The sequence below is a fragment of the Chitiniphilus eburneus genome (assembly GCF_005048205.1).
In the GTDB taxonomy this organism is placed as follows: Bacteria; Pseudomonadota; Gammaproteobacteria; order Burkholderiales; family Chitinibacteraceae; genus Chitiniphilus; species Chitiniphilus eburneus.
In genome coordinates this window covers 234,937-258,910 of sequence record NZ_SUMF01000001.1, presented here as the reverse complement: position 1 = coordinate 258,910, position 23,974 = coordinate 234,937, and the positions used below count along the sequence as shown (strand labels likewise).

The following is a 23,974-nucleotide window of genomic DNA, read 5'->3' as shown; positions in this document are numbered from 1 at the left end:
AACTGGCGTAAAGCACATGCTGGATGTATTGGCCTATTTGTTTCAGGTGTTCTACCACGCGGACGGCATGCCGGACGTGCCCAAGCTCGCCAGCGAACTGGCGGACGCCGGTTTCGAGGATGACGAGATCGGCGAGGCGCTGGCGTGGCTGGACGACCTGGGCAAGGTGGATCTGGAGCCATACGCGGCGCTGGCCGGCCGTCACCTGCCCCGGCAGCTTCATCCGGACGAGGAATCACTGCTCAGCGCCGATGCGCTGCGTTACTGGCATGGTCTGAACCACGCCGACGCGCTGGATGCCGCCGAGCGCGAGATGGTGCTGGACCGGGTGCGCGAAGCCGCGCCGGTCGGCACCGGGCTGGAACGGCTGAAGCGGCTGGTGCTGCTCGCCATCTGGCACAAACGGCACGATCATGCCGCGCTATTGATCGAAGACATCCTGTTCGGCCGGGAAAACGCCACCCTGCATTGAACTCTGGCGTGAACCGGAGCGGCTCTTGCCTTGTCCACGTTCCGCCACTAATTAATAAAGCGCCGACTTCCACGCGCCAACTTTCCGAAGCTGAGCCCATGCCCGCCAACCTGCTGATCGTCGAATCGCCGTCCAAGGCCAAAACGCTGCAAAAATATCTGGGGAAGGATTTCCAGATCCTCGCCTCCTATGGTCACGTCCGCGGCCTGGTGCGCAAGGACGGCTCGGTCGATACCGAACACGATTTCAAGATGAAGTACCAGGTCATCGACAAGAACAAGAAACACGTCGATGCCATCTGCGCCGCCGTCAAGGATGCACAGAACGTCTATCTGGCAACTGACCCGGACCGCGAAGGCGAGGCGATTTCCTGGCACATCATGGAGATCCTCAAGGGCAAGAAGCTGATCCAGCCGGAAAAGACCTTCAAGCGCGTGGTCTTCCACGAAATCACCGAATCGGCGGTGAAGAACGCCGTGGCCAATCCGCGCGACATCGACGGCAACCTGGTCGATGCGCAGCAGGCGCGCAGCGCGCTCGATTACCTGGTGGGCTTCAATCTGTCGCCGCTGCTGTGGCGCAAGGTGCGTTCCGGCTTGTCGGCCGGCCGGGTGCAAAGCCCCGCGCTGCGCCTGATCTGCGAGCGCGAACTGGAAATCCGTGCCTTCACCAGCCAGGAATACTGGTCCATCCACCTGGACAGCCACAAAGGGCGCACCAAGTTCGGCGCGCGCCTGAACGAGTGGCAGGGCAAGAAGCTCGACCAGTTCGACGTGCCCGACGAAGCCACCCAGGCCGGGATCGTCACCGCGCTGGCTGGCAAGGACGCCCGTGTCGCCAAGGTCGAGAAGAAAAAGAAATCGCGCAGTCCGGCCGCGCCGTTCACCACCTCGACCATGCTGCAGGAAGCCGTGCGCAAGCTCGGCATGACCACCGACCGCACCACGCGCATCGCGCAGCAGCTTTACGAAGGGATCGACATTGGCCAGGGTACGGTCGGTCTGATCACCTATATGCGTACCGACTCGGTGGCGCTGGCCAACGAAGCCGTTGGCGAAATCCGCGAGTACATCGAAACCAATTTCGACAAGAATTACCTGCCCGGCGCGCCGGTGGTCTACAAGAACAAGGCCAAGAACGCGCAGGAGGCGCACGAGGCGATCCGCCCCACCGCGATCTCGCGCACGCCGGAATCGCTGAAGGGCTTCCTCAGCCCTGAGCAGTTCAAGCTGTACCAGATGATCTGGAAGCGCACGCTGGCCTGCCAGATGGCGCCTGCCAAGTTCGATACCGTGGGCATCGATATCCAGGTGGGCGACGAGGCCGTGTTCCGGGCCTCTGGCCAGACGCTGGTGTTCCCCGGTTTCATCGCGGTCTACCAGGAAGACGAGGACGACGTCGAGGACGAAGACGAAGCGCGCCTGCCGATCCTGGAGGAGGGCGAAACGCTGCCGGTGGACAAGATCTTCGGCGAGCAGCATTTCACGCAGCCGCCGCCGCGTTATTCCGAAGCGTCCATCGTCAAGGCGCTGGAAGAGTTCGGCATCGGCCGGCCGTCCACCTACCCGTCGATCATCCGCACGCTGAAGGATCGCGAATACGTCGATGTGGACAAAAAGCGCCTGATTCCCACCGATACCGGCGAAGTGGTCAACAAGTTCCTCACCGAGCACTTCACCCAGTACGTGGATTACCACTTCACCGCGAAGATGGAAGATCAGCTCGATGAGATCTCCAACGGCAGCCAGGATTGGGTGCCGGTGCTGGAGGAGTTCTGGAAGCGCTTCTCGCAGCAGGTGGAGGAAAAGCAGAGCCTCAGTCGCAAGGAAGTGACGCAGGAAGAGCTGGAGGAGGATTGCCCCAAGTGCGGCAAGAAACTGGCGATCCGGCTGGGCAAGCGCGGTCGCTTCATCGGCTGCACCGGCTATCCGGAATGCGACTACACCCGCAACATGGGTGAGGATGCCGAAACCGCGCCGACCGAGCCGGAGGTGGTCGAGGGCCGTACCTGTCCGGAATGCGGCTCCGCGCTGCATATCAAGACCGGTCGCTACGGCAAGTTCATCGGTTGTTCGGCCTACCCGAAGTGCAAGCACATCGAGCCGCTGGAAGCGCCGCGCGATACCGGCGTGGAATGCCCGCAATGCCACAAGGGCACGCTGAAGGAGAAGAAGAGCCGCTACGGCAAGCTGTTCTATTCGTGCAGCACCTATCCCAAGTGCAACTACGCCACCTGGGACCCGCCCATCGCCGAAGCCTGCCCCAAGTGCCAGTGGCCGGTGCTGACCATCAAGACCACCAAGCGTCGTGGCGTGGAAAAGAAGTGCCCGCAGAAGGAATGCGGCTGGTCCGAGGTGATCGAGCCGCCGGCACCCAAGGAGTGATCGACGACGGCGGGGTGAATCCCGCCGTGTGTCGGGTGCCAAAGTCGGCGTGCCACCACTGGCGCGCCCTACCGGTGGATTGCACGCCGTGCTGACCCGTCAAGGGTTGACCCGCCTCAAGGTCGCCCGCAAACTTACAAGCCCTCGATAGGCCAAGACGCCAACGAGGGCTTCGTATTTTGAGCCGCGGAGCAGGCACGCCCCATCAGGTGTGGCGCGGTTCGCAGCGCCGGTCCGATCGACCGGCCCAAGGGGATGAGAAGAATGGCCAAGCCCGAGTGGATGGTGACCGACGACGAGCGCTTTGTCGCTCAACGTGAGCTGGGGCTTTATCACGCCTATTTCGATGCCTTCGACCGGGTGGTGGCGCGGCTGTTGGTCGGCGACGGCTCATCCAGCCTGGGCGATGCGATGGTGGCGCTGTCCGACGTCACGCGCGCCAGCGTGGTCAGCCTGTATCTCGACACGCCCGGTAGCAGCAGTTCCCGCATGGTCGCCGCCTGGCGCGATCCGCACACCCGCCTGGCGGCGGTAACGCCGGAACCGCTCAAGCTGCTGGACTACAGCAGCTATCCGTTGCTGGCGGATACGCTGGCCGTGGGCATGGTGCTCAATAAATCCCTGCTGGAGCTGCCGCTGGCCGAGCAGATGCTGCTGGCCCAGATCGGCGCGCGGCGCATTCTCTGTATTCCCTTGCTCAATCGCGGCGAGCTGTTCGGCTTCCTGTGCTTCCTGGACGACGACGAACGCCGCGAACGCAGCCAGACCGAACTCAAACTGCTGGCCATGCTGGGCAACCACGTGGCACAGGCCCTGACGCGGCTCCAGATGGAGGAAGCGATGCTGGCCAACCAGCAACGCCTGCGCGCACTGGTTGGCGCCACCGAGGACATGGTGTTCGAAGTCACGCCGTCGGGCGCCATCGGCCAGGTCTGGTCCGGACACCCGGCATTGCCCGCCGCCGAAACGCTCACCGGACGCCAGCTGGCGTCCGTATTCCCACCCGAGATGGCGCAGCAGATCGCGCGCGGCGTGCCGGAGGCGCTGGCTGCGGGGCGTAGCATCTCGCTGCAATGCGTCTTGCCGCAGGCGGGGGTGTGGCTGCATGCGCGGTTGCAGCCGGTGACCGTGGGCGAGCCTCGCGTGGTGGTGCTGGTGCACGATGTGACCGAGCTGGCCCGCGACGCAGCACGCAAGAAAACCATGCTCGATACGCTCAATCTGCTGGAAGAAGCGATCATCGACATGGACCCCGCCGGCGAGTTGCTCGAAACGACGCCAGCCTGGGCCAAGCTGCGTGGCATCGATCCGCGCAACCTCGGCGTCGATCTGGGCAAGGCGCTGTTCACCTGGATCCACCCGGAGGACCTGCCGACCACCAGCGCCGCCTTTACGCGCCTGCTCAATTCGTCGGAGCCCACCAGCCAGCGCTTCCGGCTGATGCAGGAATCCAGCGATTTCCTGTGGGTGGAGGCGCGGCTGATCGCGCAGCGTGGCCCGGATGGTGCCTGTCATGGCGTGCGCGGCGTGCTGCGCGACGTGACCGTGGCGCACCTCAACGAACAGCACATCACCCAGCTTGCCCACTACGACACGCTGACCAAGCTGCCCAACCGGCTGCTGCTGGACCAGGCGCTGGCGCACGCGGTGGACCGTGCGCGGCGCGACAACACCAAGGTGGCGCTGGGCTTCATCGATCTGGATCACTTCAAGCAGATCAACGATGCGTTCGGCCACAAGATGGGCGACGAGCTGCTGGTCAATCTGTCGACCCGCCTGAAGGGCGTGCTGCGCGACAACGACCTGCTGGCGCGCTGGGGCGGCGACGAATTCGTCGTGGTGCTGCCCGACCTGACCGATATCGCCCGCCTGCCGGAAATCGCCGATCGCCTGCGCCAGGCCGCGCGCCAGGGCGTGGTGCTCGACGGTATGGAGGCCAAGCCGACCATCAGCGTGGGCTTTGCCATCTATCCGGACAACGCGGAATCGGGCGAGGAACTGCTGACCGCCGCCGACCACACGATGTACCACGCGAAGAACGCCGGACGGAACAATGTCTGTTTCTACAGCGACATCCTGCACCTGAAGGCGCTGGGGCGCGAACACGTGGCGATCCAGGCGCGCCTGTCGGACGCGATCCGCCTGGGCGGGCTCCAGGTGTTCTACCAGCCCATCGTGCAGTCCAAGGGTGGCGAGGTATTCGCCATCGAGGCGCTGGCGCGCTGGCAGGACGACAAGAGTGGCTGGATCAGCCCCGAGCTGTTCATTCCGATGGCCGAGAAGGTGGGCCTGATCCAGGAACTGTCCGACGTCGTCACTCACCAGGCCTTCTGTAAATTGCGCGAATGGCGCGATGCCGGGCTACACCAGAAGCTGATGCTCAACATCTCGCGCAGCCAGTTGTTTGCGCCGCGCTTTGTCTCCAACCTGGTGGAGCGCCTCAACGAGTTCCGCCTGCGTCCTTCGGACGTGATCCTGGAAATCACCGAGTCGGTGGCGCTTACCGACTACTCGCGGCAGCTCAAGCACCTGAAGCTGCTGGGCGCGGCGGGCTTCCAACTGGCCATTGACGACTTCGGCACCGGTTATTCCTCGCTGTCGCAATTGCACGAAATGCCGGCGCAGTTGCTGAAAGTGGATGTCTCGTTCACCCAGCGGCTGCATACCGAGGAAGGCCGTCGCATCATGCAGGCCATCGTCCAGCTCGGCAACGGCCTGGATCTCCAGATCGTGGTCGAAGGGGTGGAGAACCTGGAAACCGCGCGCTTCCTGCAAGGGCTGGGCGTGCATTATCTCCAGGGTTTCCATTTCAGCGAGCCGGTACCGTCCGGTGTGGCCGAGCTGTGGATGCGGCTGGGGCTGTCGGGCAAGATCTGACGGTTCGTCGCTGCGGCTAGCCGGCCGCGACAACCGGCCGCAAGCGATGCGTCGCTTCGGCCAGCAGCAGGCCCGGCGCCCGCCCATCCGTGGGGAAGGCGCTGGTGCCCACCTCCACGTTCAGGGCCAGATGTCGTTCCGGCATCACCAGCACCTGCCCCAGTGCAATGCGCAACGTTTCGTCCAGGCGTATCGCATCGAGCTGCGACGACACATGCAAAGCCAGGCTTTCTGCATCCCAGCGCGCCACGATATCGCCTTCGCGTAGCACGGAAGCAAGGCGGTTGAAGGCCGCCGCCCATAATGCGCGCTCCGCCCCCAGCCCGGCCATGCGTGCCTGTCCGGCGGCATCGGGAATCCGTACCAGCGCTACGGTGAAGGCGTGGGTTGCGGTCGGTGCCGTAATGGCGCGATGCAGGCGATGGTAAAGCAATGCGCGCGTGGGCAGGCCCGTTTCCGGATCGTATTCCGCCTGGGGACGGAGTTCGCCGGCTTCCTCGCGGATGCGCCGCAATGCGGTCCGGCGCTTGCTGAGCTGGAGGATGGTCCAGGCTGCGCCGGCCAGCGCGATGGCGGCGAGGAGCGTCAGGGGAAGAAGAAAATCCTGCATGGGGTGCCTTGCTATGAGCCGATTTCTTCTTAGCGGTCGAGGTGTATGGCAGGCAAGTTTTCCGGTGCTGGAATGCAAAGAGGCGCCGGGTGGCGCCTCTTTGCCTGCGGTCCGGCTGCTCAGTGCGACAGGATTTTCGAGAGGAAGGCCTGGGCACGCTCGCTGCGCGGGCTGCCGAAGAACTCGTCTTTCGCCGCGTCCTCGACGATGGCCCCCCGGTCCATGAAGATCACGCGATTGGCCACCTTGCGCGCGAAGCCCATCTCGTGGGTGACCACCATCATCGTCATGCCTTCGCGTGCCAGCTCGACCATCACATCCAGCACCTCGTTGATCATTTCCGGGTCGAGCGCGCTGGTCGGCTCGTCGAACAGCATGGCGATCGGGTCCATCGCCAGCGCGCGGGCGATGGCCACGCGCTGCTGCTGGCCACCGGAAAGCTGGCCGGGAAACTTGGCGGCGTGGGCGGACAGCCCCACACGGTCGAGCAGCGCCAGCCCCTTGGTGCGTGCTTCGTCTTCCTTGCGGCCGAGTACCTTGCGCTGTGCCAGGGTGAGGTTATCGGTGATCGACAGATGCGGGAACAGCTCGAAATGCTGGAACACCATGCCGACGCGGCTGCGCAGCTTGGGTAGGTCGGTCTTGGGTGCCCCCACCGACGTGCCATTGACGACGATGGTACCGGCCTGGAACGGCTCCAGCCCGTTCACGCACTTGATCAGCGTACTTTTGCCCGAGCCGGACGGGCCGCAGACGACGACCACCTCGCCTTTCTGCACCTCGGTGCTGCAATCGCTGAGCACCTGGAAGTCGCCGTACCACTTGCTGACGTTCTGGATTGAAATCATACGGTCAACCTCTTTTGCAGGCGCTTCACCAGGGTGGAGGCGCCGAAACTGATCACGAAATAAACGAGCCCGGCAAACAGCAGGAAGGTATGGAGTTCGCCGGTGATGTCGCCCTGCGAGCGCGCCACGTTCAGGAAGTCCATCATCCCGACCGCGTAGACCAGCGACGTATCCTGGAACAGGATGATCGACTGTTGCAACAGCAGCGGCGTCATCTTGCGAAAGGCCAGCGGCAGTACCACCAGCCGCATCGCCTGCGGATACGTCATGCCCAGCGCGTAGGCGGCGTTGACCTGGCCCTTGCTGATCGACTGGATGCCGGCACGCACGATCTCGCAGAAGTACGCTGCCTCGAACATCATGAAGGCGATCAGGCACGAGGTGAATGCGCCGATGGGCTGGTTGGTTCCGGTGACCCAGCCCACCATGAACGGCACGATGAAGTAGAACCACGTGATGACCAGCAGCAGCGGGATCGAGCGGAAGTAATTGACGTAAAAGCCCGCCAGCCAGGACAGCACCCGGATGCTGGATAGCCGGGCCAGGGCCAGTGCGGTGCCGATGATCACACCGCCGATCACGGCCAGCACGGTCAGTTCGAGGGTGAGCAGCAGGCCGTTGCCGAGCGAAGGAAAGGCCTGGATAACCTGAGTGAAATCCATGTCACTTGCCTCCCAGCGCGATCAGGCCCGGTACGCGGACACGTTTTTCCACGGTGCGCATGACCAGCATCAGGCCCATGTTGAGCACGAAGTAGATCACCGTCGCCAGGGTGAAGGCCTCGAACAGGTTGGCGGTGAACTCCGCGGTCTGCTTGGTCTGCGCCAACAGCTCCATCAGCCCGATCAGCGACGCGACCGATGAATTCTTGAAGACGTTGAGGAACTCGCTGGTGAGCGGCGGGATGATGATGCGGAACGCCTGCGGCAGCAGCACCTTGCGATAGACTTGCGGCAGCCGCAGCCCCAGTGCGTAGGCTGCCATCGACTGGCCGCGCGGCAGCGCCTGGATGCCGGTACGCACCTGCTCGCAAACGCGCGCGGCGGTGAACAGCCCCAGGCAGACGGTGACGCTGATGAACGCGCTGGTGGCCGGGTGCAGGTCCTGCTTGAACCACAGTTCGATCTTTTCCGGCAGCCAGTCGGGAACGATGAAGTACCAGATGAACAATTGCACCAGCAACGGCACATTGCGGAACAGTTCGACATAGACGGTGGCGGCGCGGGCCGCGAAGCGGCCGGGCAGCGTGCGCATCACGCCGAGCACGGTGCCCAGCAGGAGCGCGATCACCCAGGCGGACAGCGACAGGGCGATGGTCCAGCCCAGGCCGGCGATGAACCAGTCCAGGTAGATTTCGCTGCCGATGCCGGTGGACTTGAAGAAAACACTCCAGTCCCAGTTGTAATTCATGCTTTTCCTCCTCGATGTCGCAGGCCGTCGCGTTTCAAACGCGTTCGAGCGGCATGGATACAAAAATCGGCGCATACGCGATGGGTACCGCGAGTATGCGCCGATCCGTGCCGCTGCCCGTCAGCATGGCGCCGAAGGTGCGCCAGGTACGGCTGGATGCCGATGGTGGCCCGGCCGCGCTCCGCATGGTGGGCGGCGTGCGGTCGGGCGGGAAGGGCGTTACATCTGCTCGGCAGACTTGTCGGTCGGGTTGGCCAGCAGTTCTTTCAGCTCTTCGCTCATGGGGAAGTTCAGATTCAGCCCCTTGGGCGGAACCGGGCTCTGGAACCAGCGCTTGTAGATGGTGGCCATCTCCGGCGACTTGAAGGTGGCCTTCAGCGCATCGTCCACCACCTTTTTGAACTGCGGGTCGTCCTTGCGCAGGCTGCAACCGTAGATTTCGTACGATTGCGGCTTGCCGACGATCACCCAGTCGTTGGGGTTCTTGGCCTTGGCCATTTCGCCGGCCAGCAGCGCGTCGTCCATCATGAATGCCACGGCGCGGCCCGATTCCAGCATCAGGAACGATTCGCCGTGATCCTTGGCGCTGATGATGTTCATGTCCAGCTTCTTCTCGGCGTTCATCGCCTTGATCAGCCGTTCCGAGGTGGTGCCGGCGGTGGTGACGACGTTCTTGCCGGACAGATCGGCGAAATCCTTCACGCCGGAGGTCTTTTTGGTCAGCAGGCGGGTGCCGATCTCGAAGATACCGACCGAGAATGACACCTGCTTCTGGCGTTCCAGATTGTTGGTGGTGGAGCCGCATTCGAAATCGACCGTGCCGTTCTGTACCAGTGGAATGCGGGTTTGCGAGGTCACCAGGTTATAGCGGACCTGAAGATTGGGCATCTTCAGTTCTTTCTTTACATTGGCGACGATCTTGTCGGCCAGATCCATCGAGTAGCCGATGGGTTTCTGGTTGTTCAGATAGGAAAACGGAATCGACGAATCGCGGTGGCCGATGACGATCACGCCGTTGTCCTTGATCTTCTTCAGCGTGCCGGAAAGTTCTTCGGCCTGGGCGCCGATGGCGATCAGGGCTGTGGCGGCAATGCTGAGGCGCAACATTTTCTTCATCTCACACTCCAGTGGGTGGGAACAGCGTGAACGCTAGTATAGGCAGGTCGATTCCCTGCTGCTCTCAGTGATATCCCTAGCGCTGGGGAAGCGCCATTCGCATCGAGATGTTGCCAAAATGCGGCAAATTCCGTGAAATTCTTGGAATCAGCCGTGCATCGGGGCCAGCACCTGACGCAGGAACTGGCGCGAGCGCTCGTGCTGGGGGCGGGTGAAAAACCATTCCGGCTGGGTGTCTTCCAGGATTTCGCCGTGATCGAGGAAGATCACGCGATCCGCCACTTCGCGGGCAAAGCCCATTTCGTGGGTGACGACCATCATGGTCATGCCGGATTTGGCCAGGTCCTGCATGACCTGCAACACCTCGCCGATCATTTCCGGGTCGAGCGCGCTGGTGGGCTCGTCGAACAGCATCACCTTGGGCTGCATCGCCAGCCCGCGCGCGATGGCCACGCGCTGTTGCTGGCCACCGGACAGATTGGCCGGATAGGCATCGCGCTTGTGCGCCAGTCCCACGCGGTTGAGCAGTTCCAGCGCGCGTTCGCGCGCCACGGCGGGGGCGAGTTTCTTGACCTTGATCGGCGCGAGGGTGATGTTGTCCAGCACTGACAGGTGCGGATAGAGATTGAAGTGCTGGAAGACGAAGCCGACTTCCTCGCGGATACGGTTGATGTTGGTCCGCGGATTGTTCACCTGCACCTCGTCCACCCAGATCTCGCCGCGTTCCACCGGTTCGAGCTGGTTGATGGTGCGGATCAGGGTGGATTTGCCCGAGCCGGAGGGGCCACAGACCACCACCACCTCGCCGACGTTCACCTTGAGGTTGATGTTCTTGAGCACGTGGTGCTCGCGGTCGTACCACTTATCGACATTGCTGAAGCGGATCATGGGATTGTCTCGCCTTGGATTGCCAGCAGTGTGTGTGGGCGCTGGCACGTGCGCAAGACGGGAAATCCCTGAATCGCGCGCCATGGGCGCGCGCGGCTAGCGGCGGGAGGGAACCGTGTCCAGCGCGTTGGCGAGTGCGACGAACTGGCCGACTTCCAGGTTTTCCGGGCGCAGGCCGGGATTGATTCCCAGGGTGGCGAACAAGGTGTCGTCCACAATGCCCTTCAGGTTGTTGCGCAGGGTCTTGCGACGCTGGGCGAAGGCCGCGACGACCAGATCTTCCAGCCGCCCCAGATCGTTTACCAGATAGCGTGGCTCCGGCCACGGCAGCAGCCGTACCACGGCGGAGTCCACCTTGGGTGGCGGGTAGAACGCGCCAGGAGGCACATCCAGCACCCGTTCCATATAGAAACGCAGTTGCAGCATCACCGACAGCCGCCCGTAGTCGGTTGTCGAAGGCTCGGCGACCATGCGATCGACCACTTCCTTTTGCAGCATGAAGTGCATGTCGGCGATGCGCGGCGCAAAGCTGGCGAGATGGAACAGCAGTGGCGTCGAGATGTTGTACGGCAGATTACCGACCAGCCGCAGCTTGCCGCCAGGCGCGATCTCGTCGGCCAGTTGGCCGAAGTCGAACTTCATCGCATCGACGTTGTGGATCACCAGTTCCTCGGCGCTGTAACGCTGAGTCAGATGGGCGACGATGTCGCGGTCGATTTCCACTGCGTGCAGGCGTCCGGCACGGGTGATCAGGGGGCCGGTCAGTGCCGCCAGCCCAGGGCCGATCTCGACCAGCGCATCGCCTGGATGCGGATCGACGGCATTGACGATATCGGCGATGACGCCCTGGTCTTGCAGGAAGTTCTGGCCGAAGCGCTTGCGGGGAATATGTGCCATGGAATTTAGCGGGATTGACGGTCGGCGCCAGCGGTGGCCAGTTCCCGGGCCAGTGCCAGCGCGGCTTGCAGGCTGCCTGGATCGGCCTTGCCCGTGCCGGCGAGGTCCAGCGCGGTGCCATGGTCCACCGAAGTGCGGATCAGTGGCAGGCCCAGCGTGACATTGATACCGTGGCCGAAGCTGGCGAACTTCAGGACCGGCAGGCCCTGGTCGTGATACATCGCCAGCACGGCATCGCCTTGTTCCAGTTGCTTGCGGTTGAACAGCGTATCGGCGGGTAGCGGGCCGATCAGCGTCATGCCTTCGGCGCGTAGCGCGGCCAGCGTTGGTTCGATGACGTCGATTTCCTCGCGACCCAGATGGCCGCCTTCGCCGGCATGGGGATTCAACCCGGCAACCAGGATGCGCGGTGCGGTCAGCCCGAACTTGGTTTTCAGATCGGCATGCAGGATGTGCAGCGTGCGGCTGAGCGTCTCGGGTGTGATGGCATCCGGCACTTCCGCCAATGGTAGATGCGTGGTCGCCAGCGCTACGCGCATTCCGCCACCGGTCAGCATCATCACCACCTGTTCGGTGCCGGTACGTACCGCTAGGTACTCGGTGTGGCCGAAAAAGAAACCCTCGGCTACGCCGGCATCATTGATCACGCCCTTGTGGATGGGAGCGGTGACGATGGCGCCGAAGGTGCCATCCAGGCAGCCGTCGATGGCAGTGTCCAGCAGCTTCAGTACATATGCGGCGTTTGCCGGATTCAGTTGGCCGGGCTGTGACGGAACGGCCAGTGGGCAATGCAGGATGGCGACGTCGTCGTCACGCGCCGGATCGAAGTCCGGCCACGCGGCAGTGACCCCGACCGCCTGCGCGCGCTGGGTCAGCAGATCGCGGTCACCCAGCAAGACCAGCCGCGCCTCGTGATTGCCGGCCGCCAGGGCGGCCGCAATCTCCGGGCCGATGCCGGCGGGTTCGCCGGTGGTGAGCGCGAGGGCTGGGCGCATCAATCGTCGTTCAGGCGGATGTTCACGTAGGCGCGGTCGCGCGCCTGGCGCAGCCAGTCGTCGAAGGCTTCGTCGGACTTGCGTTGCTTGAGCGCCATCCGCACGCGGAAGCGCTCGCGTTCTTCCGTGACGTCCTGTTGGCGGCGCTCCAGCACCTGGATCAGGTGGACACCGAACGGCGAGCGCACCACGGCGCTGACTTCGCCCGGCTTGAGCGCATTCATCGCCTGTTCGAATTCGGGCACGGTTTCACCAGGGTTGACCCAGCCCAGGTCGCCGCCGTTGGCGGCGCTGCCGTCCTCGGAGAAGCCGCGCGCCACCTCGGCGAACGATGCGCCGGCCACGATGCGGTCACGCAACTGTTGCAGCTTCTGGTGGGCATCGCTTTCCGAAACCAGCTCGCTGGTCTTGATCAGGATATGGCGGGCGTGGGTCTGCTGGACCACCTCGCGGTGGTTGGCCTCGCGTTTTTCATCCAGCCTGAACATGTGGAAACCGATCGGGCTGCGGATGATCTCGGTGACCTGCCCGACCTGCATCTTGTCCAGCAGTTGCAGCATTGCGGGCGGCAGGCTGCCCGACTGGCGCCAGCCCAGCGAACCACCGCTGATGGCCTCCTTGCCGTCGGAATAGCTGGCGGCAACGGCGGAGAATGCCTTGCCGTCAGCCAGTTCCTGCCGGGCGGCCACGATGCGCGCCCGCCGGGCCTGGATCTGGTCGGCGGAGGCGTTTTCGGGGATCGACACCATGATCTGCGACAACTGGAATTCCTGCTCTGCCTTGCCGGCATTCAGCTTGAGGTAGTCGTCCACCTCGTTTTCGGAGACGAACACCTTGTTGTCGATCTCGCGCTCGCGCAGCCGGGCGATGGTGATTTCGTTACGGATATCCTCGCGGAACGCCTTCCAGCTCATGCCGCTGGCTTCCAGCTTGCCGCGGAACTCGGCCATCGACAGCTTGTTCTGCTCCGCGATGCGCGAAATGGCGCGTTCCAGCTGTGCATCGTCCACGCGGATGCCGATCTGGTTGGCGTACTGGATCTGGATCTGGTCCAGGACCATGCGTTCGAGCACCTGTTGCCGCAGTACGTCATCGGGTGGCAACTGCACGCTCTTGCCTTGCAGGTTCTTCTTGACCGAGGCGATCCGGGCGTCGAGTTCGCCCTCGGTGATCGCGCCGCGATTGACCACCGCGACGACACGATCGACGGTGGTCACCTGGGCCGGTGCGGCCAGGGCGGTCAGGCACAGGGCCAGGGCGGGTAGAACGGATTGGAGCAGCTTCATGGCTTTACTTGATCGAGGTTGGTGCAACGACATCGGTATAACCGGGAATGGACTGGCGCAGCGTGGCAACGGGATTGCTCCCCAGGCCGACCAGTCCGCCAAGTTCGAGCATGGCGAAATAGGTGACAGTGTATTTGTCTTCGTCTTCGGCCGTATCGCTGTCGTCGTTGACGTAGCGCTGGGCCACCAGCCGCAGCGCCCAGCAACCGGCATTGTACTCAAGCCCCGCCAGGGCCTCCAACGAGCTATGGTCTTTCAGCGAGTAGTTATAGCGGGCTACGCCATACCAGTTGCGCGTGATGGGCCATTGGCCGCTAATATCGATCTGCTCGATGATCGGGCTGACATTGCGGTTCATCACGTAGCGCAGATTGAGCGCGCGGCCCTCGCCGGGCGCCCAGCCAAGCCCGGCGTCGGCCCGGGCGGTGGCGCCTTCATTGACGTTGTATTGCAATGAATAGTTCGCGATGAACTGCCGCCATAACCGGCCGCCGAACGAGATCAGCAGGTCCGACTCCTGCACATCGGCGGGCTTTTCATAGGCATCCAGCGTCACCCGCTGGTCCTGGAAATAGAAACGCTGGCCGATGGTGGCGTTGAACCGTTCCTCGCCACTATCCCCTTCGAAGAAACGGGTGGTCAGCGCCAAGGTGATCTGGTTGGCATCGTTGATCCGGTCATTGCCGGAATAACGGTTTTCCGAAAAAATCTGCGCCAGCGAAAAATCGGTCAGCGCCGAATCGAAATTCGGCAGGTTGGACTGGTCTTTGTACGGGATGTACACGTAGTAGGCGCGGGGTTCCAGCGTTTGTGTGTAATCCCAGCCCTTGAAGGTGTCGTCGCGTTCGAAGATCAGGCCGGAATCGAGGCTGAAAGTGGGCAGGACGCGGCTGATGTTATCGCCTTCGATGTTGCCGTTGTCGTTCAGCATGTAGTAGCTGGCGTGCACGCCGACCTTGGGCTTGATGAAGGCATACGACGTCTGCAACAACGGATAGGTGATGGTGGGATTGACCCACATCCGCTGGCCGTCGATCTTGGTCGGGTGGCTGAAATCGGTGTATTCGCCGGTCAGGCTGATCTGTGCGCCTTTGATCCAGTGAGGCGAACTCGAATAGTAAAGCTGCGGCAGCCGCGCATAGGGAATATCGACCGGGTCGGATTCGCTTTGCAGTGTCTGGAAGCGTTGCCAGCGTGCCAGCCCGCTCCAGCCGTCGCCGGCGTAATTGAACGCCAGCTCGCGCGGCAGGTTGGTTTGCGAAGCCACCGCCACCTGATCGCCGAAATCGTTGAAGTAATCGTCGTCCGATACTTTTTCCACCTGCGCCGACATCGACAGTCGCGGCGTGATCTGTTGCCGATGCAGGAAGGAAATGCTGTAGCGATCCTCTTCTTCCTTGTGATCGCTGATTCGCTCGGCACGGATCTGGCCGTTATAGGACGGTTGCAGGTAGCGGAACTCCGCTCCCAGCATGGTGCCGCGATCGGTCAGGTAACGCGGATAGAAGGTGGCGTCGTAATTGGGCGCGATGTTCCAGTAGAACGGGGTCTGGATGTCGATGCCGTTACGGTTGTCGAAGGCGATCGACGGGGCCAGGAAGCCGGTCTGCCGGTTGCCCGACAGCGGAAAATTCAGCCAGGGCGAGTACAGGATCGGCACGCCGTAAAACTGGATCCAGCCGTTGTAGGCCATGCCGACGTTGTTGGCGTAGTCGAGCGACAGCGTGCTGGCGCGCAGGTACCAGTCATCCCGGTCGGCCGGGCAGGTGGTGAAGCGGGCGCTGCGCATCTTGTAGCGATCGGGGCCGTCGAACAGCAGCTTCACCGCGTCGGCGCGCGCCACGCCTTGCGCCACGTGATAGTCCGGGTTGTCCAGCGTGCCGCGGCGCGGCCCGAGGTAGTAGTCGAGATTGTTGCCGGTGAGGACGTCGCCGTCGCGCGTCATGCGCACCGCGTCGCCGGCCTTCAGGTGATCGGTTGCCGAATCGTACTGCGCCCATTCGGAGCGCACTTCGGTCGTATCGCGCTGAATGATCACGTTGCCGTGCGCTTCCGCCTCGGTGCGGGAGCGGGCGATGGCCTCGTCGGCTTCGATCTGGATCGCGGGCTCGGGCACTTCCTCCGCCGCGATCGCGTGAACGGCCAGAAGGGCGAGCGTAAGGGCTGAAAGTCGGAGCGGCGGGAAGGCGAACATAGGCCGGGCAACTGATAGAATTCGCGGATTCTACCCCAATGTCCCTGGCGCCATGCAGCAAACCAATGTGAATGACTCCCCGAACGCCGATGCGCGCCGACAGACCTTGCGCCATTGGCTGGCCACGGTGACCGACACCCAGCCATTGTCGCTGGAGGCGGGCGGCTCGGATGCCAGCGTCAGGCACTACTGGCGTGCCCGGTTGCCCGACCGCAGCGTGTTGGTCATGGATGCCGACCCGGCGCAGTTCGACGTTGCCCCTTTCCTGGCGCGGCAGGCCGAATTGGTGGCCGCTGGCATCCGCGTGCCGGCGGTGCTGGCGCAGGATGCGGCGCAGGGTTTCGTGCTGCTGGAAGATCTCGGCACCCAGGAATTGACGCCGCTACTGGATGGCCCCGCTGTCGCACGTGACTGGTACCTGAAGGCCATCGACCTGCTGGTGCGGATGCAGGCGGGCCTTGCCAGCGCACATCTGCCCGTGTTCGACGCCGGGTTCCAGCGTCGCGAAATGGAAATCTGCCGCGAGTGGTATGTCGGCGTGCACCTCGGGTGCCAGCTCGACGAGCGCCAGCTCGCGGTATGGGAGCGTTCGCTTGCCCTGATCGTGGCACGCAACACCGCGCAACCCATGCTGTTCATGCATCGCGACTACCACTCGCGCAATCTGATGGTGGTGGGCAACGAGCTGGCGGTGCTGGATTTCCAGGATGCCGTGCATGGCCCTGTCGCCTACGACCTGATGTCGCTGCTGCGCGATGCCTACATCGACTGGAGCGAGGATTTCGTGCTCGATCTCGCCATCCGTTACTGGGAGCGTGCTCGCGCCGAGGGTGTGCCGGTCCACGCCGACTTCGGCGATTTCTACGCCGCCTTCGAGTGGCAGGGTTTGCAGCGTCACCTGAAAGTGCTGGGCCTGTTTGCGCGGCTGAAGCATCGCGACGGCAAGGATCGCTATCTCGCCGATATCCCGCGCGTGTTCGGCTACGTCAGGGCGGTCTGTCGCCGCTACAGTGAACTGACGCCGCTCGGCCGCCTGTTGCTCGACCTGCACGGCGAACGCGAGACGGTGGGCTACACCTTTTAGTCGCGCGAGCAACGCCATGTGACGGAAGACCGTCGCCCCCATCCCTTGAGCACACGCCCCAATGAAAGCAATGATCCTTGCCGCCGGCCGCGGCGAACGCATGCGCCCGCTGACCGATACCTGCCCCAAGCCGCTGCTGGAAGTGGCGGGCATACCGTTGATCGGCTGGCACCTGAGACGGCTGGCTGCGGCGGGGATCACCAATGTGGTCATCAACCATGCCTGGCTCGGTCACCTGATCGAAGCGCGGCTGGGCGATGGTGGCGATTACGGGGTATCGATCCGTTATTCGCCGGAACGCCGGGCGCTGGAATCGGCGGGGGGCATCGCGCATGCGCTGCCGTTGCTCGGCGGGCAGCCCTTTGCCGTGATCAACGGCGACATTTTTACCGACTACGATTTCAACAGGCTTGCCGGTCTTGCCGCCCGGCTGGGTGAGATGCCTGCCGGTGCCACGGCCCATCTGGTGCTGGTACCCAAGGCGGGTTATCCGACAGGGCGCGATCTGACGCTGGACGCGGATGGCCGGGCCAGGCCCTGCGAGGACGGTGATGCGCCGCTGACGTTTTCGGGCATCGCGCTCTACCGGCCGGAATTCTTCGCCGATGTTGCACCCGCTGCACCCAAGCCCTTGCTGCCGTGCTTCCTGGATGCGATGGCGCGCGGACAGGTCAGCGCGGAGCGCTTCGACGGGTGCTGGCTGGATGTAGGAACCGTGGAACGGCTGGATGAAGCTAATCGGCGAGTGGTCGAAGTGCCATCAAATATGCCGGATTTGTAACTTGCTGGCATGTTGCAGTGCGGCGTAATCTGGCTTGAACGCCTTTCAGGAGCTGAACCATGACGTTGTCGCAATCCAGCTTTCTCTCTGAGCAACAAGCTCGGTACAACAAGATGCAGCATGCGTTGCGGCAGGCCTTCGACCCGTTCGGCCTGATGCAGACCGGGTTCGACGCACAACGTGCGTGGCTGTCCCATCCCGACCAACTCGCCGCCACGCTCGGTGACTGGACCAACGATTACATCCGCTGGTGCAACGCGGCGGCGGGCCGTGCGCTGGGGTTGCCCGAAAACGATCCCTTCGTGCCAAACCCCGAAGATACGCGTTTCGCCGATGCCATCTGGAACGATTCGCCGTACTGGGACATGGTCAAGGAGTGGTACCTGTTCAACACCCGCTGGTTGCAGGATGCGCTCTACGCCACGCCGGAACTGGACGAGCATGACCGTTCGCGCGCCGCATTCTGGTTGCGGCAGTACCTGAACGCGGTCGCCCCCACCAATTTTTTCTTCCTCAACCCGGTGGCCATGGTCAAGGCGCTGGCCACGCGCGGCGAAAGCGTGTTCGAAGGGTTCATCAATTACTCGCGCGACGTGGCCCGCGGCGACATCGCCATGACCGACATGTCCGCCTTCAAGGTGGGCGAGAATCTGGGAACCACGCCCGGCGCGGTGGTCTATCGTGGCAAATTGCTCGAGGTGATCCATTACGAGGCCACCACGCCGAACGTGCACAAGGTGCCCATCGTCATCGTGTCGCCGTGGATCAACAAGTTCTATGTGCTCGACCTGGATGCCAAGAAGAGCATGATCAAGTTCCTGGTCGACCAGGGCTTCTCGGTCTTCATCACCAGCTGGAAGAACCCGGACGGTGATTCGCGCGACGTCGCATTCGACGATTACCTGACCGATGGCGTGGCGCGCATTGTCGAAGTGGCGCGCGAAATCTCTGGCAGCGAACAGGTCAACCTCGTCGGCTATTGCATCGGCGGCACGCTGGTGGCCACCTACCTGGCGTGGCTGGCCAAGCGTGAAGAAGAGCAGAAGCTCGTCGCCAGCGCCACGCTGCTGACCTCGCTCACCGATTTCTCCTGGCCGGGCGACATCGAAGTCTTCCTGGATGAAGAGGGCCTGGCGTTCGTCGAGAACACCATGAAGCGCAAGGGCTACCTGGACGGCAAGGAAATGGCGGCCAGCTTCCGCATGCTGCGCGCCAACAGCCTGGTGTGGAACTACTGGGTGGGCAACTACCTGATGGGCGAAACGCCGATGCCGTTCGACGTGCTTTACTGGAACATGGACACCACGCGCATGCCGGAGCGCATGCACTGCTACTACCTGCGCGAGTTCTACTTCAACAACCGGCTGACCCAGCCCGACGCGCTGACCATTGCCGGCCAGCCGATCGACCTGGGGCGCATCGGTTCGCCGCTGTTCATGGTGAGCACCGAGGAAGACCACATCGCGCCGTGGAAACAGACCTGGAAGCTGACCGAACGGGTGAGCGCGCCGGTGAGGTTCACGCTGTCCACCTCCGGCCACATCCTCGGTATCGTCAACCCGCCGCGCCCCGACTCCAAGCGGAGCTACTGGCAGGGCGACGTGCCGCAAGGCACGGTGGACGAAGCATGGAAGAGCGCCCAGACCAAGCAACCCGGCTCCTGGTGGCCGAGCTGGGTGGAATGGCTGCGTCCGCGTTCGGGCGACCAGGTGAAGCCCAGAACGGCCAGCCGCAAGTACCCGGTCATCGACGCCGCCCCGGGCCTCTACGTGCGCGAATCCTGAGCGCGATCCGCATCGCCGACCGCCCCACCCCTGTTTTCGGGTGGGGTTTTTCATGGGTGCGGCGCGGGATCAGCCGCGCCGTGTCAGATGCGGTAGCCGTGCTTCCAGCAGTGCCGTTACCTGTTGCAGGCAGTGCTGCGGCGTCAGGCGATCGGTGTCGAGCATGAGGTCGGGCTGGCGTGGCGCTTCGTAGGGCGCATCGATACCGGTCAGCCCTGGCAGCGCCCCAGCCCGCGCCCGCGCGTACAGCCCTTTCGGGTCTCGGGCCTCGCAGGCTGCCAGTGGCGCCGCACACCAGATTTCCAGGAACGGTGCGCCGACCCGCTCCCGCAACATGGCGCGTTGCCGTGCCAACGGCGCGATCAGCGCCAGCAGCACCAACAGCCCGCCTTCTGCCATCAGCCGCGCCACTTCACCGGCGCGGCGTACGTTTTCACTACGATCCGCCTCGGAAAATCCCAGGTCGGCGCACAGACCGCGCCGCAGGACATCACCATCCAGGATCGCCGCCGCGTGCCCCTGCGCGGTGAGCTGCGCGTGCAGTTGTTGCGACAGCGTCGATTTGCCGGCACCCGGCAGGCCGGTGAACAGCAGTACCGCGCCATTCCCGGGATACGCTGATAACGAAATGGAATTGGGTAGGATCATCGTGGACGTCTAGAATTCGGCGTCATCATTTTAACGCCATCGACGCCGATGTCTTCGCCACTGCCACGCCATGCCCGCCTGCCACTGCGTTTCGATGCCGCCGAACTGGCGATCTGGCTGGATCGCATGCCCGATGCGGCCTGGAGCCGCCACTTCAATACCGAGCACTACGAAGGTGAGTGGCGGGGCATCGCGCTGATCGCGCCAGCCGGAGCGCTGACTCCGCTGGCCCCGCCGGAGCGATGCCAGTCGGTAATCGCTACCGAATGGCTGCAACGGTTCCCCGCATGGCAAACGGTACTGGACCGCATCAAGGCGCCCATCCGTAGCGCGCGGTTACTGTCACTGGCGGCGGGCGCGCGCATCCGCGAGCATCGCGACCCGGACCTGGGTGCGCCCGATGGTGACGTGCGCCTACATATTCCGCTGCGCACCCATCCGCAGGTGGAATTCGTGCTGGATGGCGAGGCGGTGCCGATGGTGGCGGGTGAATGCTGGATGCTGGATCTGTCGCGCCCGCACCGGGTGGACAACGACAGCGCGCTCGAGCGCGTGCACCTGGTCATCGACGTGGCCCGTTGCGACTGGCTGTCCACCGCCATCGCGGCCGGCCTGGGCGATACGCCGCCATCCCGCCCGGCGCGGGGCGCGCGCGAGTTCGCCCGACTGCGCGCGCATATCCATGCCGACCCCACGCTGATCGCGCAACTGGCCCGGCTGGAATCCGCCGCCGAGTTCACCGATACGCTGCTGCAACTGGCGGGGGAGATCGGCCTGAAGCTGGGGGCGGACGATGTCCGGAACGCGATGCGGCAGGGCCGGCGCGCCTGGAGCGAACAATGGATGGCGTGATGGATTATCGTGACTGGCTGCCGATCCGCGCGTGGGGCGCGGAGGGGGGCTGGTCGATCGACTGGGCCTGGTTCGGCGCGGCACCGCTGACGGAGCCTTTTTTCCAGGACAGCATCGAAGCGGCGTTGCGGCGCCCGTTCAACCAGGCGCTGCGCCGACAGACCGCCATGGCCGAGTTGTCGCGCTGGCGCGAGGCCAGCCCGGGCGTGCCGTTGCAGGCGCTGGTCTATCATGCGTCGCGCTGTGGTTCCACGCTGATCACCCGGATGCTGTGCGCGCTCGACAGCCATGCGGTCTACGCTGAACCGCCACCGCTGGATGCGGTGCTGCGCGCACCCTGGCGCGATGCCACCGCCGAAGCGCATCAAGGCGCCTGGCTGCGCGACCTGGTATCGGCGCTGGGCCAGCGGCGGCAGGGCGCCGAGCAGTGTGTCGTGATCAAGCTGGACGCCTGGAACATCTTCGAGGCTGACCGGATGCGCGCTGCGTTCCCCGATGTGCCGGGCATTTACCTGTATCGCCATCCGCTGGAAATCGCCGTCTCGCACCTGCGCCAGCCGGGGCGGCATATGGTGCCGGGCCTGATCGGCGCATCGCCGCTGGCGTTCGCGCCGGACGAGGCGGCCGCGATGCCTCGGGTGCAGTTCATCGCCAGGACGCTGGGACGGCTGCTCGCGGCCGGGCTGGCGCAATGCGAGGCGCGCCACCTGCTACCGGTGAATTATCTCGAACTGCCGCACGCGGTCTGCGGCCGGCTGGGCGACCTGCTGGGCGTGCCACCCGCATGCAATGAAGCGGTGCTGGCGCAAGCCGCACATCACGCCAAGCAGCCGCAAGCCACTTTTGCGGAGGATGGCGCCAGCAAACGTGCCGAGGCGCCGGCTGCATTGATCGAAGCCATCGAGCAATGGGCAATGCCGTCCTATCGCGCGCTGGAGGCATTGCGATCGGGTTCGGCGTGACGGCCATGAAAAAGGCGCCCCGCAGGGCGCCTGTTTCGTCGGCAGCGTGGGTTACTCCACGTCGTCCATCACCGCCGTGGTGTACACATCCTGTACGTCATCCAGCGATTCCAGCGCGTCCAGCAGGCGCTGCATCTTGGCAGCGTCGTCGCCGGCCAGCTCGGTCTCGGCCTGGGGCTTCATCGTGACTTCGCCCATCTCCGCCTTGAAGCCGGCAGCTTCCAGCGCTTCGCGGATGGTGACGAACTCGTACGGCGGGGTGATGACTTCGATCGAGCCGTCGTCGTTGGTGATCACGTCCTCGGCGCCGCCTTCCAGGGCGGCTTCCATCAGCGCGTCCTCATTGGTGCCGGGTGCGAACACCAGGTAACCGCAATGCTTGAACTGGAAGCTCACGCAGCCGTCGGTGCCCATGTTGCCGCCATACTTGGAGAACGCATGGCGTACGTCGGCCACGGTGCGGGTCTTGTTGTCGGTCAGGCAATCGACCATCACCGCCGCGCCACCGATGCCGTAGCCCTCATAGCGGGTTTCGACGTAGTCCACGCCTTCCAGATTGCCGGTGCCCCGGTCGACGGCGCGGCTGATGTTGTCTTTCGGCATGTTGGCCGCCAGGGCCTTGTCCACCGCCAGCCGCAGGCGCGGATTCATGTTGAGATCGCCACCGCCCATCTTGGCGGCCACGGTGATTTCCTTGATCAACCGCGTGAAGACTTGCCCGCGCTTGGCGTCCTGACGCCCCTTGCGGTGTTGAATATTCGCCCATTTGCTATGGCCGGCCATGATGCGATTTCCTGCGTGGGTAGGTTGAAATGACGCCGGATTTTAGCACGGCGCGGCCGGACACCATCGCTGTCGGCGTTGTGCTGGCGCAAGGCCGGGCGTGACGACTACAGCCAATGTCCCAGCCGTCCCAGCGCATGGGCCAGCAGCGTGGCCACGGCGACCAGCAGCGCCGTGCCCCGGCTGGCTTTCGCCGCCAGCAGCACGCCGTAGGCCACGGCCGCACCCAGCCCCCAGGGCGTGGGCAGGGCGCCGATCAGCCAGGCGGGGGGCAGCGTGGCGGCCAGCCAGTGCAGGCAGGTCAGCCAGCGGCGGGTGGCGGGTGGCGGGGGCGACGGGGCCAGCGTGGGCAGGACAGCCAGCAGGGCCGGTAGCGTGGCATCGGGGGCGGCGCGCAGTTGTACCACCAGCCGTTGCGCGGCCAGCGGGGCCTGTCCGGCGCCGATCAGCATCCCTGCCAGGCCCAGCGCAGCCTCCGGGCCGGGCAGTTCTTCCTCGCCATCGCCGTCGTCGTCGGCGGTGTGTGTGGACGCCTGCGCGCCGGGTTGTCGCCAGGCTTGCCAGAGCGTCCCCAGCAGCACGACCAGCCAGGCACTCATGGCCTGGATGGCGGGCAGGCGTTCGAACCCGGCCAACAGCGCGGGCAGGCACAGCACGCAGAGCAGGCCGTCCTGGCGCGCATGGCGCAGGCGCGCGCGTAGCGATCCGGCCAGCCGTGCATACAGCGTCAGGCCGGGCAGCTCGGCGCGGCGCAGCCAGCGCCAGGCCAGCCAGGGGCCGCCCAGTGCGAGCAGCCGGCCGATGCGGCGGGTGCGCGGGGTTTCGCCGGTGGCGGTGCCGGCCGCGAGTTCCAGCCAGAGCCATTGCCGTGGCGTTCCCGCATCCAGATCGGACAGCCGCCGCAACAGCGCGGCGCGCTCGCCGTCATCGAACGGGCGGGGCTGGAATGGGGAGGGGGGGCGGATCGGCATGGCGGCATTTTAGGGCTGTTGCTGATCCGTGAGCGATGTCGGTAGCGTGTTCTGCCGCATCGGCTTGTTGCCGAGGGAAGTGGGCGCTTTTTTTTTTCGTGGGCGATGTCAGGTTTTGCCCGGGTGGTGCGT

At 64.2% G+C, this 23,974-nt stretch carries 21 protein-coding genes; 8 read left to right on the top strand and 13 right to left on the bottom strand.

Annotated elements, in window-relative coordinates:
• Positions 1-16: 16 nt before the first annotated feature.
• The 3 genes from FAZ21_RS01255 (at position 17) to FAZ21_RS01245 (ending at position 5,733) form a co-directional block, all read left to right on the top strand.
• Positions 17-472, top strand: coding sequence for a DUF494 family protein (locus FAZ21_RS01255; RefSeq protein ID WP_169307200.1), 456 nt, complete (start codon positions 17-19; stop codon positions 470-472).
• Positions 473-570: 98 nt separating this feature from the next.
• Complete coding sequence (gene topA / locus FAZ21_RS01250; RefSeq protein ID WP_136771456.1) at positions 571-2,856, top strand: type I DNA topoisomerase; 2,286 nt, start codon at positions 571-573, stop codon at positions 2,854-2,856.
• Positions 2,857-3,120: 264 nt separating this feature from the next.
• The gene (locus FAZ21_RS01245; RefSeq protein ID WP_169307199.1) at positions 3,121-5,733 is read left to right on the top strand and encodes a bifunctional diguanylate cyclase/phosphodiesterase; all 2,613 of its coding nucleotides are present in this window, start codon (positions 3,121-3,123) and stop codon (positions 5,731-5,733) included.
• 16 nt (positions 5,734-5,749) lie between these two features.
• On the opposite strand, the gene FAZ21_RS01240 is transcribed toward FAZ21_RS01245, so the two are convergent.
• The 10 genes from FAZ21_RS01240 to FAZ21_RS01195 all read right to left on the bottom strand — a co-directional run bounded on the left by FAZ21_RS01240 (position 5,750) and on the right by FAZ21_RS01195 (position 15,899).
• The gene (locus FAZ21_RS01240; protein WP_136771454.1) at positions 5,750-6,343 is read right to left on the bottom strand and encodes a diguanylate cyclase domain-containing protein; all 594 of its coding nucleotides are present in this window, start codon (positions 6,341-6,343) and stop codon (positions 5,750-5,752) included.
• 119 nt (positions 6,344-6,462) lie between these two features.
• Positions 6,463-7,191: an amino acid ABC transporter ATP-binding protein gene (locus FAZ21_RS01235; protein ID WP_136771453.1), complete on the bottom strand. Its 729-nt coding sequence runs from the start codon at positions 7,189-7,191 to the stop codon at positions 6,463-6,465.
• Entirely contained in the window at positions 7,188-7,853 is a 666-nt protein-coding gene (locus FAZ21_RS01230) for an amino acid ABC transporter permease (RefSeq protein WP_136771452.1), read from the bottom strand. Before FAZ21_RS01230 ends, FAZ21_RS01235 begins: the two co-directional genes overlap by 4 nt.
• A 1-nt stretch (position 7,854) precedes the next feature.
• On the bottom strand, positions 7,855-8,601 hold the full coding sequence (locus FAZ21_RS01225) for an amino acid ABC transporter permease (RefSeq protein WP_136771451.1): 747 nt from the start codon (positions 8,599-8,601) through the stop codon (positions 7,855-7,857).
• A 219-nt stretch (positions 8,602-8,820) separates the two neighbouring features.
• On the bottom strand, positions 8,821-9,717 hold the full coding sequence (locus tag FAZ21_RS01220; RefSeq protein WP_136771450.1) for a glutamate/aspartate ABC transporter substrate-binding protein: 897 nt from the start codon (positions 9,715-9,717) through the stop codon (positions 8,821-8,823).
• A gap of 147 nt (positions 9,718-9,864) precedes the next feature.
• Complete coding sequence (locus FAZ21_RS01215) at positions 9,865-10,605, bottom strand: amino acid ABC transporter ATP-binding protein (protein ID WP_136771449.1); 741 nt, start codon at positions 10,603-10,605, stop codon at positions 9,865-9,867.
• A gap of 96 nt (positions 10,606-10,701) precedes the next feature.
• Positions 10,702-11,502: a 16S rRNA (adenine(1518)-N(6)/adenine(1519)-N(6))-dimethyltransferase RsmA gene (rsmA, locus tag FAZ21_RS01210; protein WP_136771448.1), complete on the bottom strand. Its 801-nt coding sequence runs from the start codon at positions 11,500-11,502 to the stop codon at positions 10,702-10,704.
• 5 nt (positions 11,503-11,507) lie between these two features.
• Positions 11,508-12,497: a 4-hydroxythreonine-4-phosphate dehydrogenase PdxA gene (gene pdxA, locus FAZ21_RS01205; protein WP_211243330.1), complete on the bottom strand. Its 990-nt coding sequence runs from the start codon at positions 12,495-12,497 to the stop codon at positions 11,508-11,510.
• Positions 12,497-13,783, bottom strand: coding sequence for a peptidylprolyl isomerase (locus tag FAZ21_RS01200; RefSeq protein WP_136771446.1), 1,287 nt, complete (start codon positions 13,781-13,783; stop codon positions 12,497-12,499). Before FAZ21_RS01200 ends, pdxA begins: the two co-directional genes overlap by 1 nt.
• 4 nt (positions 13,784-13,787) lie before the next feature.
• Positions 13,788-15,899 carry an LPS-assembly protein LptD gene (locus FAZ21_RS01195; protein WP_169307198.1) on the bottom strand — a complete coding sequence of 704 codons (2,112 nt, stop codon included), beginning with the start codon at positions 15,897-15,899 and terminating at the stop codon, positions 13,788-13,790.
• Between the two features lie 145 nt (positions 15,900-16,044).
• Here FAZ21_RS01195 and FAZ21_RS01190 point away from each other — a divergent pair, with 145 nt between their 5' ends.
• The 3 genes from FAZ21_RS01190 (at position 16,045) to FAZ21_RS01180 (ending at position 19,626) form a co-directional block, all read left to right on the top strand.
• On the top strand, positions 16,045-17,061 hold the full coding sequence (locus FAZ21_RS01190; protein ID WP_211243329.1) for an aminoglycoside phosphotransferase family protein: 1,017 nt from the start codon (positions 16,045-16,047) through the stop codon (positions 17,059-17,061).
• A 61-nt stretch (positions 17,062-17,122) separates the two neighbouring features.
• Positions 17,123-17,842, top strand: coding sequence for an N-acetylmuramate alpha-1-phosphate uridylyltransferase MurU (gene murU / locus FAZ21_RS01185; protein WP_136771443.1), 720 nt, complete (start codon positions 17,123-17,125; stop codon positions 17,840-17,842).
• A gap of 59 nt (positions 17,843-17,901) precedes the next feature.
• Positions 17,902-19,626: a PHA/PHB synthase family protein gene (locus tag FAZ21_RS01180; protein WP_136771442.1), complete on the top strand. Its 1,725-nt coding sequence runs from the start codon at positions 17,902-17,904 to the stop codon at positions 19,624-19,626.
• Positions 19,627-19,695: 69 nt separating this feature from the next.
• Here the strand turns inward: FAZ21_RS01180 and cysC are convergent, their stop codons facing one another.
• Complete coding sequence (gene cysC, locus FAZ21_RS01175) at positions 19,696-20,274, bottom strand: adenylyl-sulfate kinase (protein WP_136771441.1); 579 nt, start codon at positions 20,272-20,274, stop codon at positions 19,696-19,698.
• Between the two features lie 48 nt (positions 20,275-20,322).
• Here cysC and FAZ21_RS01170 point away from each other — a divergent pair, with 48 nt between their 5' ends.
• Together FAZ21_RS01170 and FAZ21_RS01165 are read left to right on the top strand one after the other, a co-directional pair.
• A complete protein-coding gene (locus tag FAZ21_RS01170) occupies positions 20,323-21,126 on the top strand; it encodes an aspartyl/asparaginyl beta-hydroxylase domain-containing protein (protein WP_136771440.1) in 804 nt (267 codons plus the stop codon).
• Positions 21,126-22,088, top strand: a complete 963-nt coding sequence (locus FAZ21_RS01165) for a sulfotransferase family protein (RefSeq protein WP_246038449.1) — start codon at positions 21,126-21,128, stop codon at positions 22,086-22,088. Before FAZ21_RS01170 ends, FAZ21_RS01165 begins: the two co-directional genes overlap by 1 nt.
• A gap of 51 nt (positions 22,089-22,139) precedes the next feature.
• Here FAZ21_RS01165 and FAZ21_RS01160 read toward each other — a convergent pair whose 3' ends face one another.
• Both FAZ21_RS01160 and FAZ21_RS01155 read right to left on the bottom strand, forming a co-directional pair.
• Positions 22,140-22,871, bottom strand: a complete 732-nt coding sequence (locus FAZ21_RS01160) for a YebC/PmpR family DNA-binding transcriptional regulator (protein ID WP_136771438.1) — start codon at positions 22,869-22,871, stop codon at positions 22,140-22,142.
• Between the two features lie 107 nt (positions 22,872-22,978).
• The gene (locus FAZ21_RS01155) at positions 22,979-23,842 is read right to left on the bottom strand and encodes a hypothetical protein (RefSeq protein WP_136771437.1); all 864 of its coding nucleotides are present in this window, start codon (positions 23,840-23,842) and stop codon (positions 22,979-22,981) included.
• Between the last annotated feature and the right edge of the window lie 132 nt (positions 23,843-23,974).

Bases quoted from the DNA above. Each gene is read 5' to 3' on its own strand.
- FAZ21_RS01200 (WP_136771446.1), bottom strand. From the start codon at position 13,783: ATGAAGCTGCTCCAATCCGTTCTACCCGCCCTGGCCCTGTGCCTGACC.
- FAZ21_RS01255 (WP_169307200.1), top strand. From the start codon at position 17: ATGCTGGATGTATTGGCCTATTTGTTTCAGGTGTTCTACCACGCGGAC.
- pdxA (WP_211243330.1), bottom strand. From the start codon at position 12,497: ATGCGCCCAGCCCTCGCGCTCACCACCGGCGAACCCGCCGGCATCGGC.
- FAZ21_RS01165 (WP_246038449.1), top strand. From the start codon at position 21,126: ATGGATTATCGTGACTGGCTGCCGATCCGCGCGTGGGGCGCGGAGGGG.
- FAZ21_RS01220 (WP_136771450.1), bottom strand. From the start codon at position 9,717: ATGAAGAAAATGTTGCGCCTCAGCATTGCCGCCACAGCCCTGATCGCC.
- FAZ21_RS01170 (WP_136771440.1), top strand. From the start codon at position 20,323: ATGTCTTCGCCACTGCCACGCCATGCCCGCCTGCCACTGCGTTTCGAT.
- FAZ21_RS01160 (WP_136771438.1), bottom strand. From the start codon at position 22,871: ATGGCCGGCCATAGCAAATGGGCGAATATTCAACACCGCAAGGGGCGT.
- FAZ21_RS01245 (WP_169307199.1), top strand. From the start codon at position 3,121: ATGGCCAAGCCCGAGTGGATGGTGACCGACGACGAGCGCTTTGTCGCT.
- FAZ21_RS01235 (WP_136771453.1), bottom strand. From the start codon at position 7,191: ATGATTTCAATCCAGAACGTCAGCAAGTGGTACGGCGACTTCCAGGTG.
- FAZ21_RS01180 (WP_136771442.1), top strand. From the start codon at position 17,902: ATGACGTTGTCGCAATCCAGCTTTCTCTCTGAGCAACAAGCTCGGTAC.
- murU (WP_136771443.1), top strand. From the start codon at position 17,123: ATGAAAGCAATGATCCTTGCCGCCGGCCGCGGCGAACGCATGCGCCCG.
- FAZ21_RS01230 (WP_136771452.1), bottom strand. From the start codon at position 7,853: ATGGATTTCACTCAGGTTATCCAGGCCTTTCCTTCGCTCGGCAACGGC.
- topA (WP_136771456.1), top strand. From the start codon at position 571: ATGCCCGCCAACCTGCTGATCGTCGAATCGCCGTCCAAGGCCAAAACG.
- FAZ21_RS01215 (WP_136771449.1), bottom strand. From the start codon at position 10,605: ATGATCCGCTTCAGCAATGTCGATAAGTGGTACGACCGCGAGCACCAC.
- FAZ21_RS01225 (WP_136771451.1), bottom strand. From the start codon at position 8,601: ATGAATTACAACTGGGACTGGAGTGTTTTCTTCAAGTCCACCGGCATC.
- FAZ21_RS01155 (WP_136771437.1), bottom strand. From the start codon at position 23,842: ATGCCGATCCGCCCCCCCTCCCCATTCCAGCCCCGCCCGTTCGATGAC.
- rsmA (WP_136771448.1), bottom strand. From the start codon at position 11,502: ATGGCACATATTCCCCGCAAGCGCTTCGGCCAGAACTTCCTGCAAGAC.
- FAZ21_RS01240 (WP_136771454.1), bottom strand. From the start codon at position 6,343: ATGCAGGATTTTCTTCTTCCCCTGACGCTCCTCGCCGCCATCGCGCTG.
- cysC (WP_136771441.1), bottom strand. From the start codon at position 20,274: ATGATCCTACCCAATTCCATTTCGTTATCAGCGTATCCCGGGAATGGC.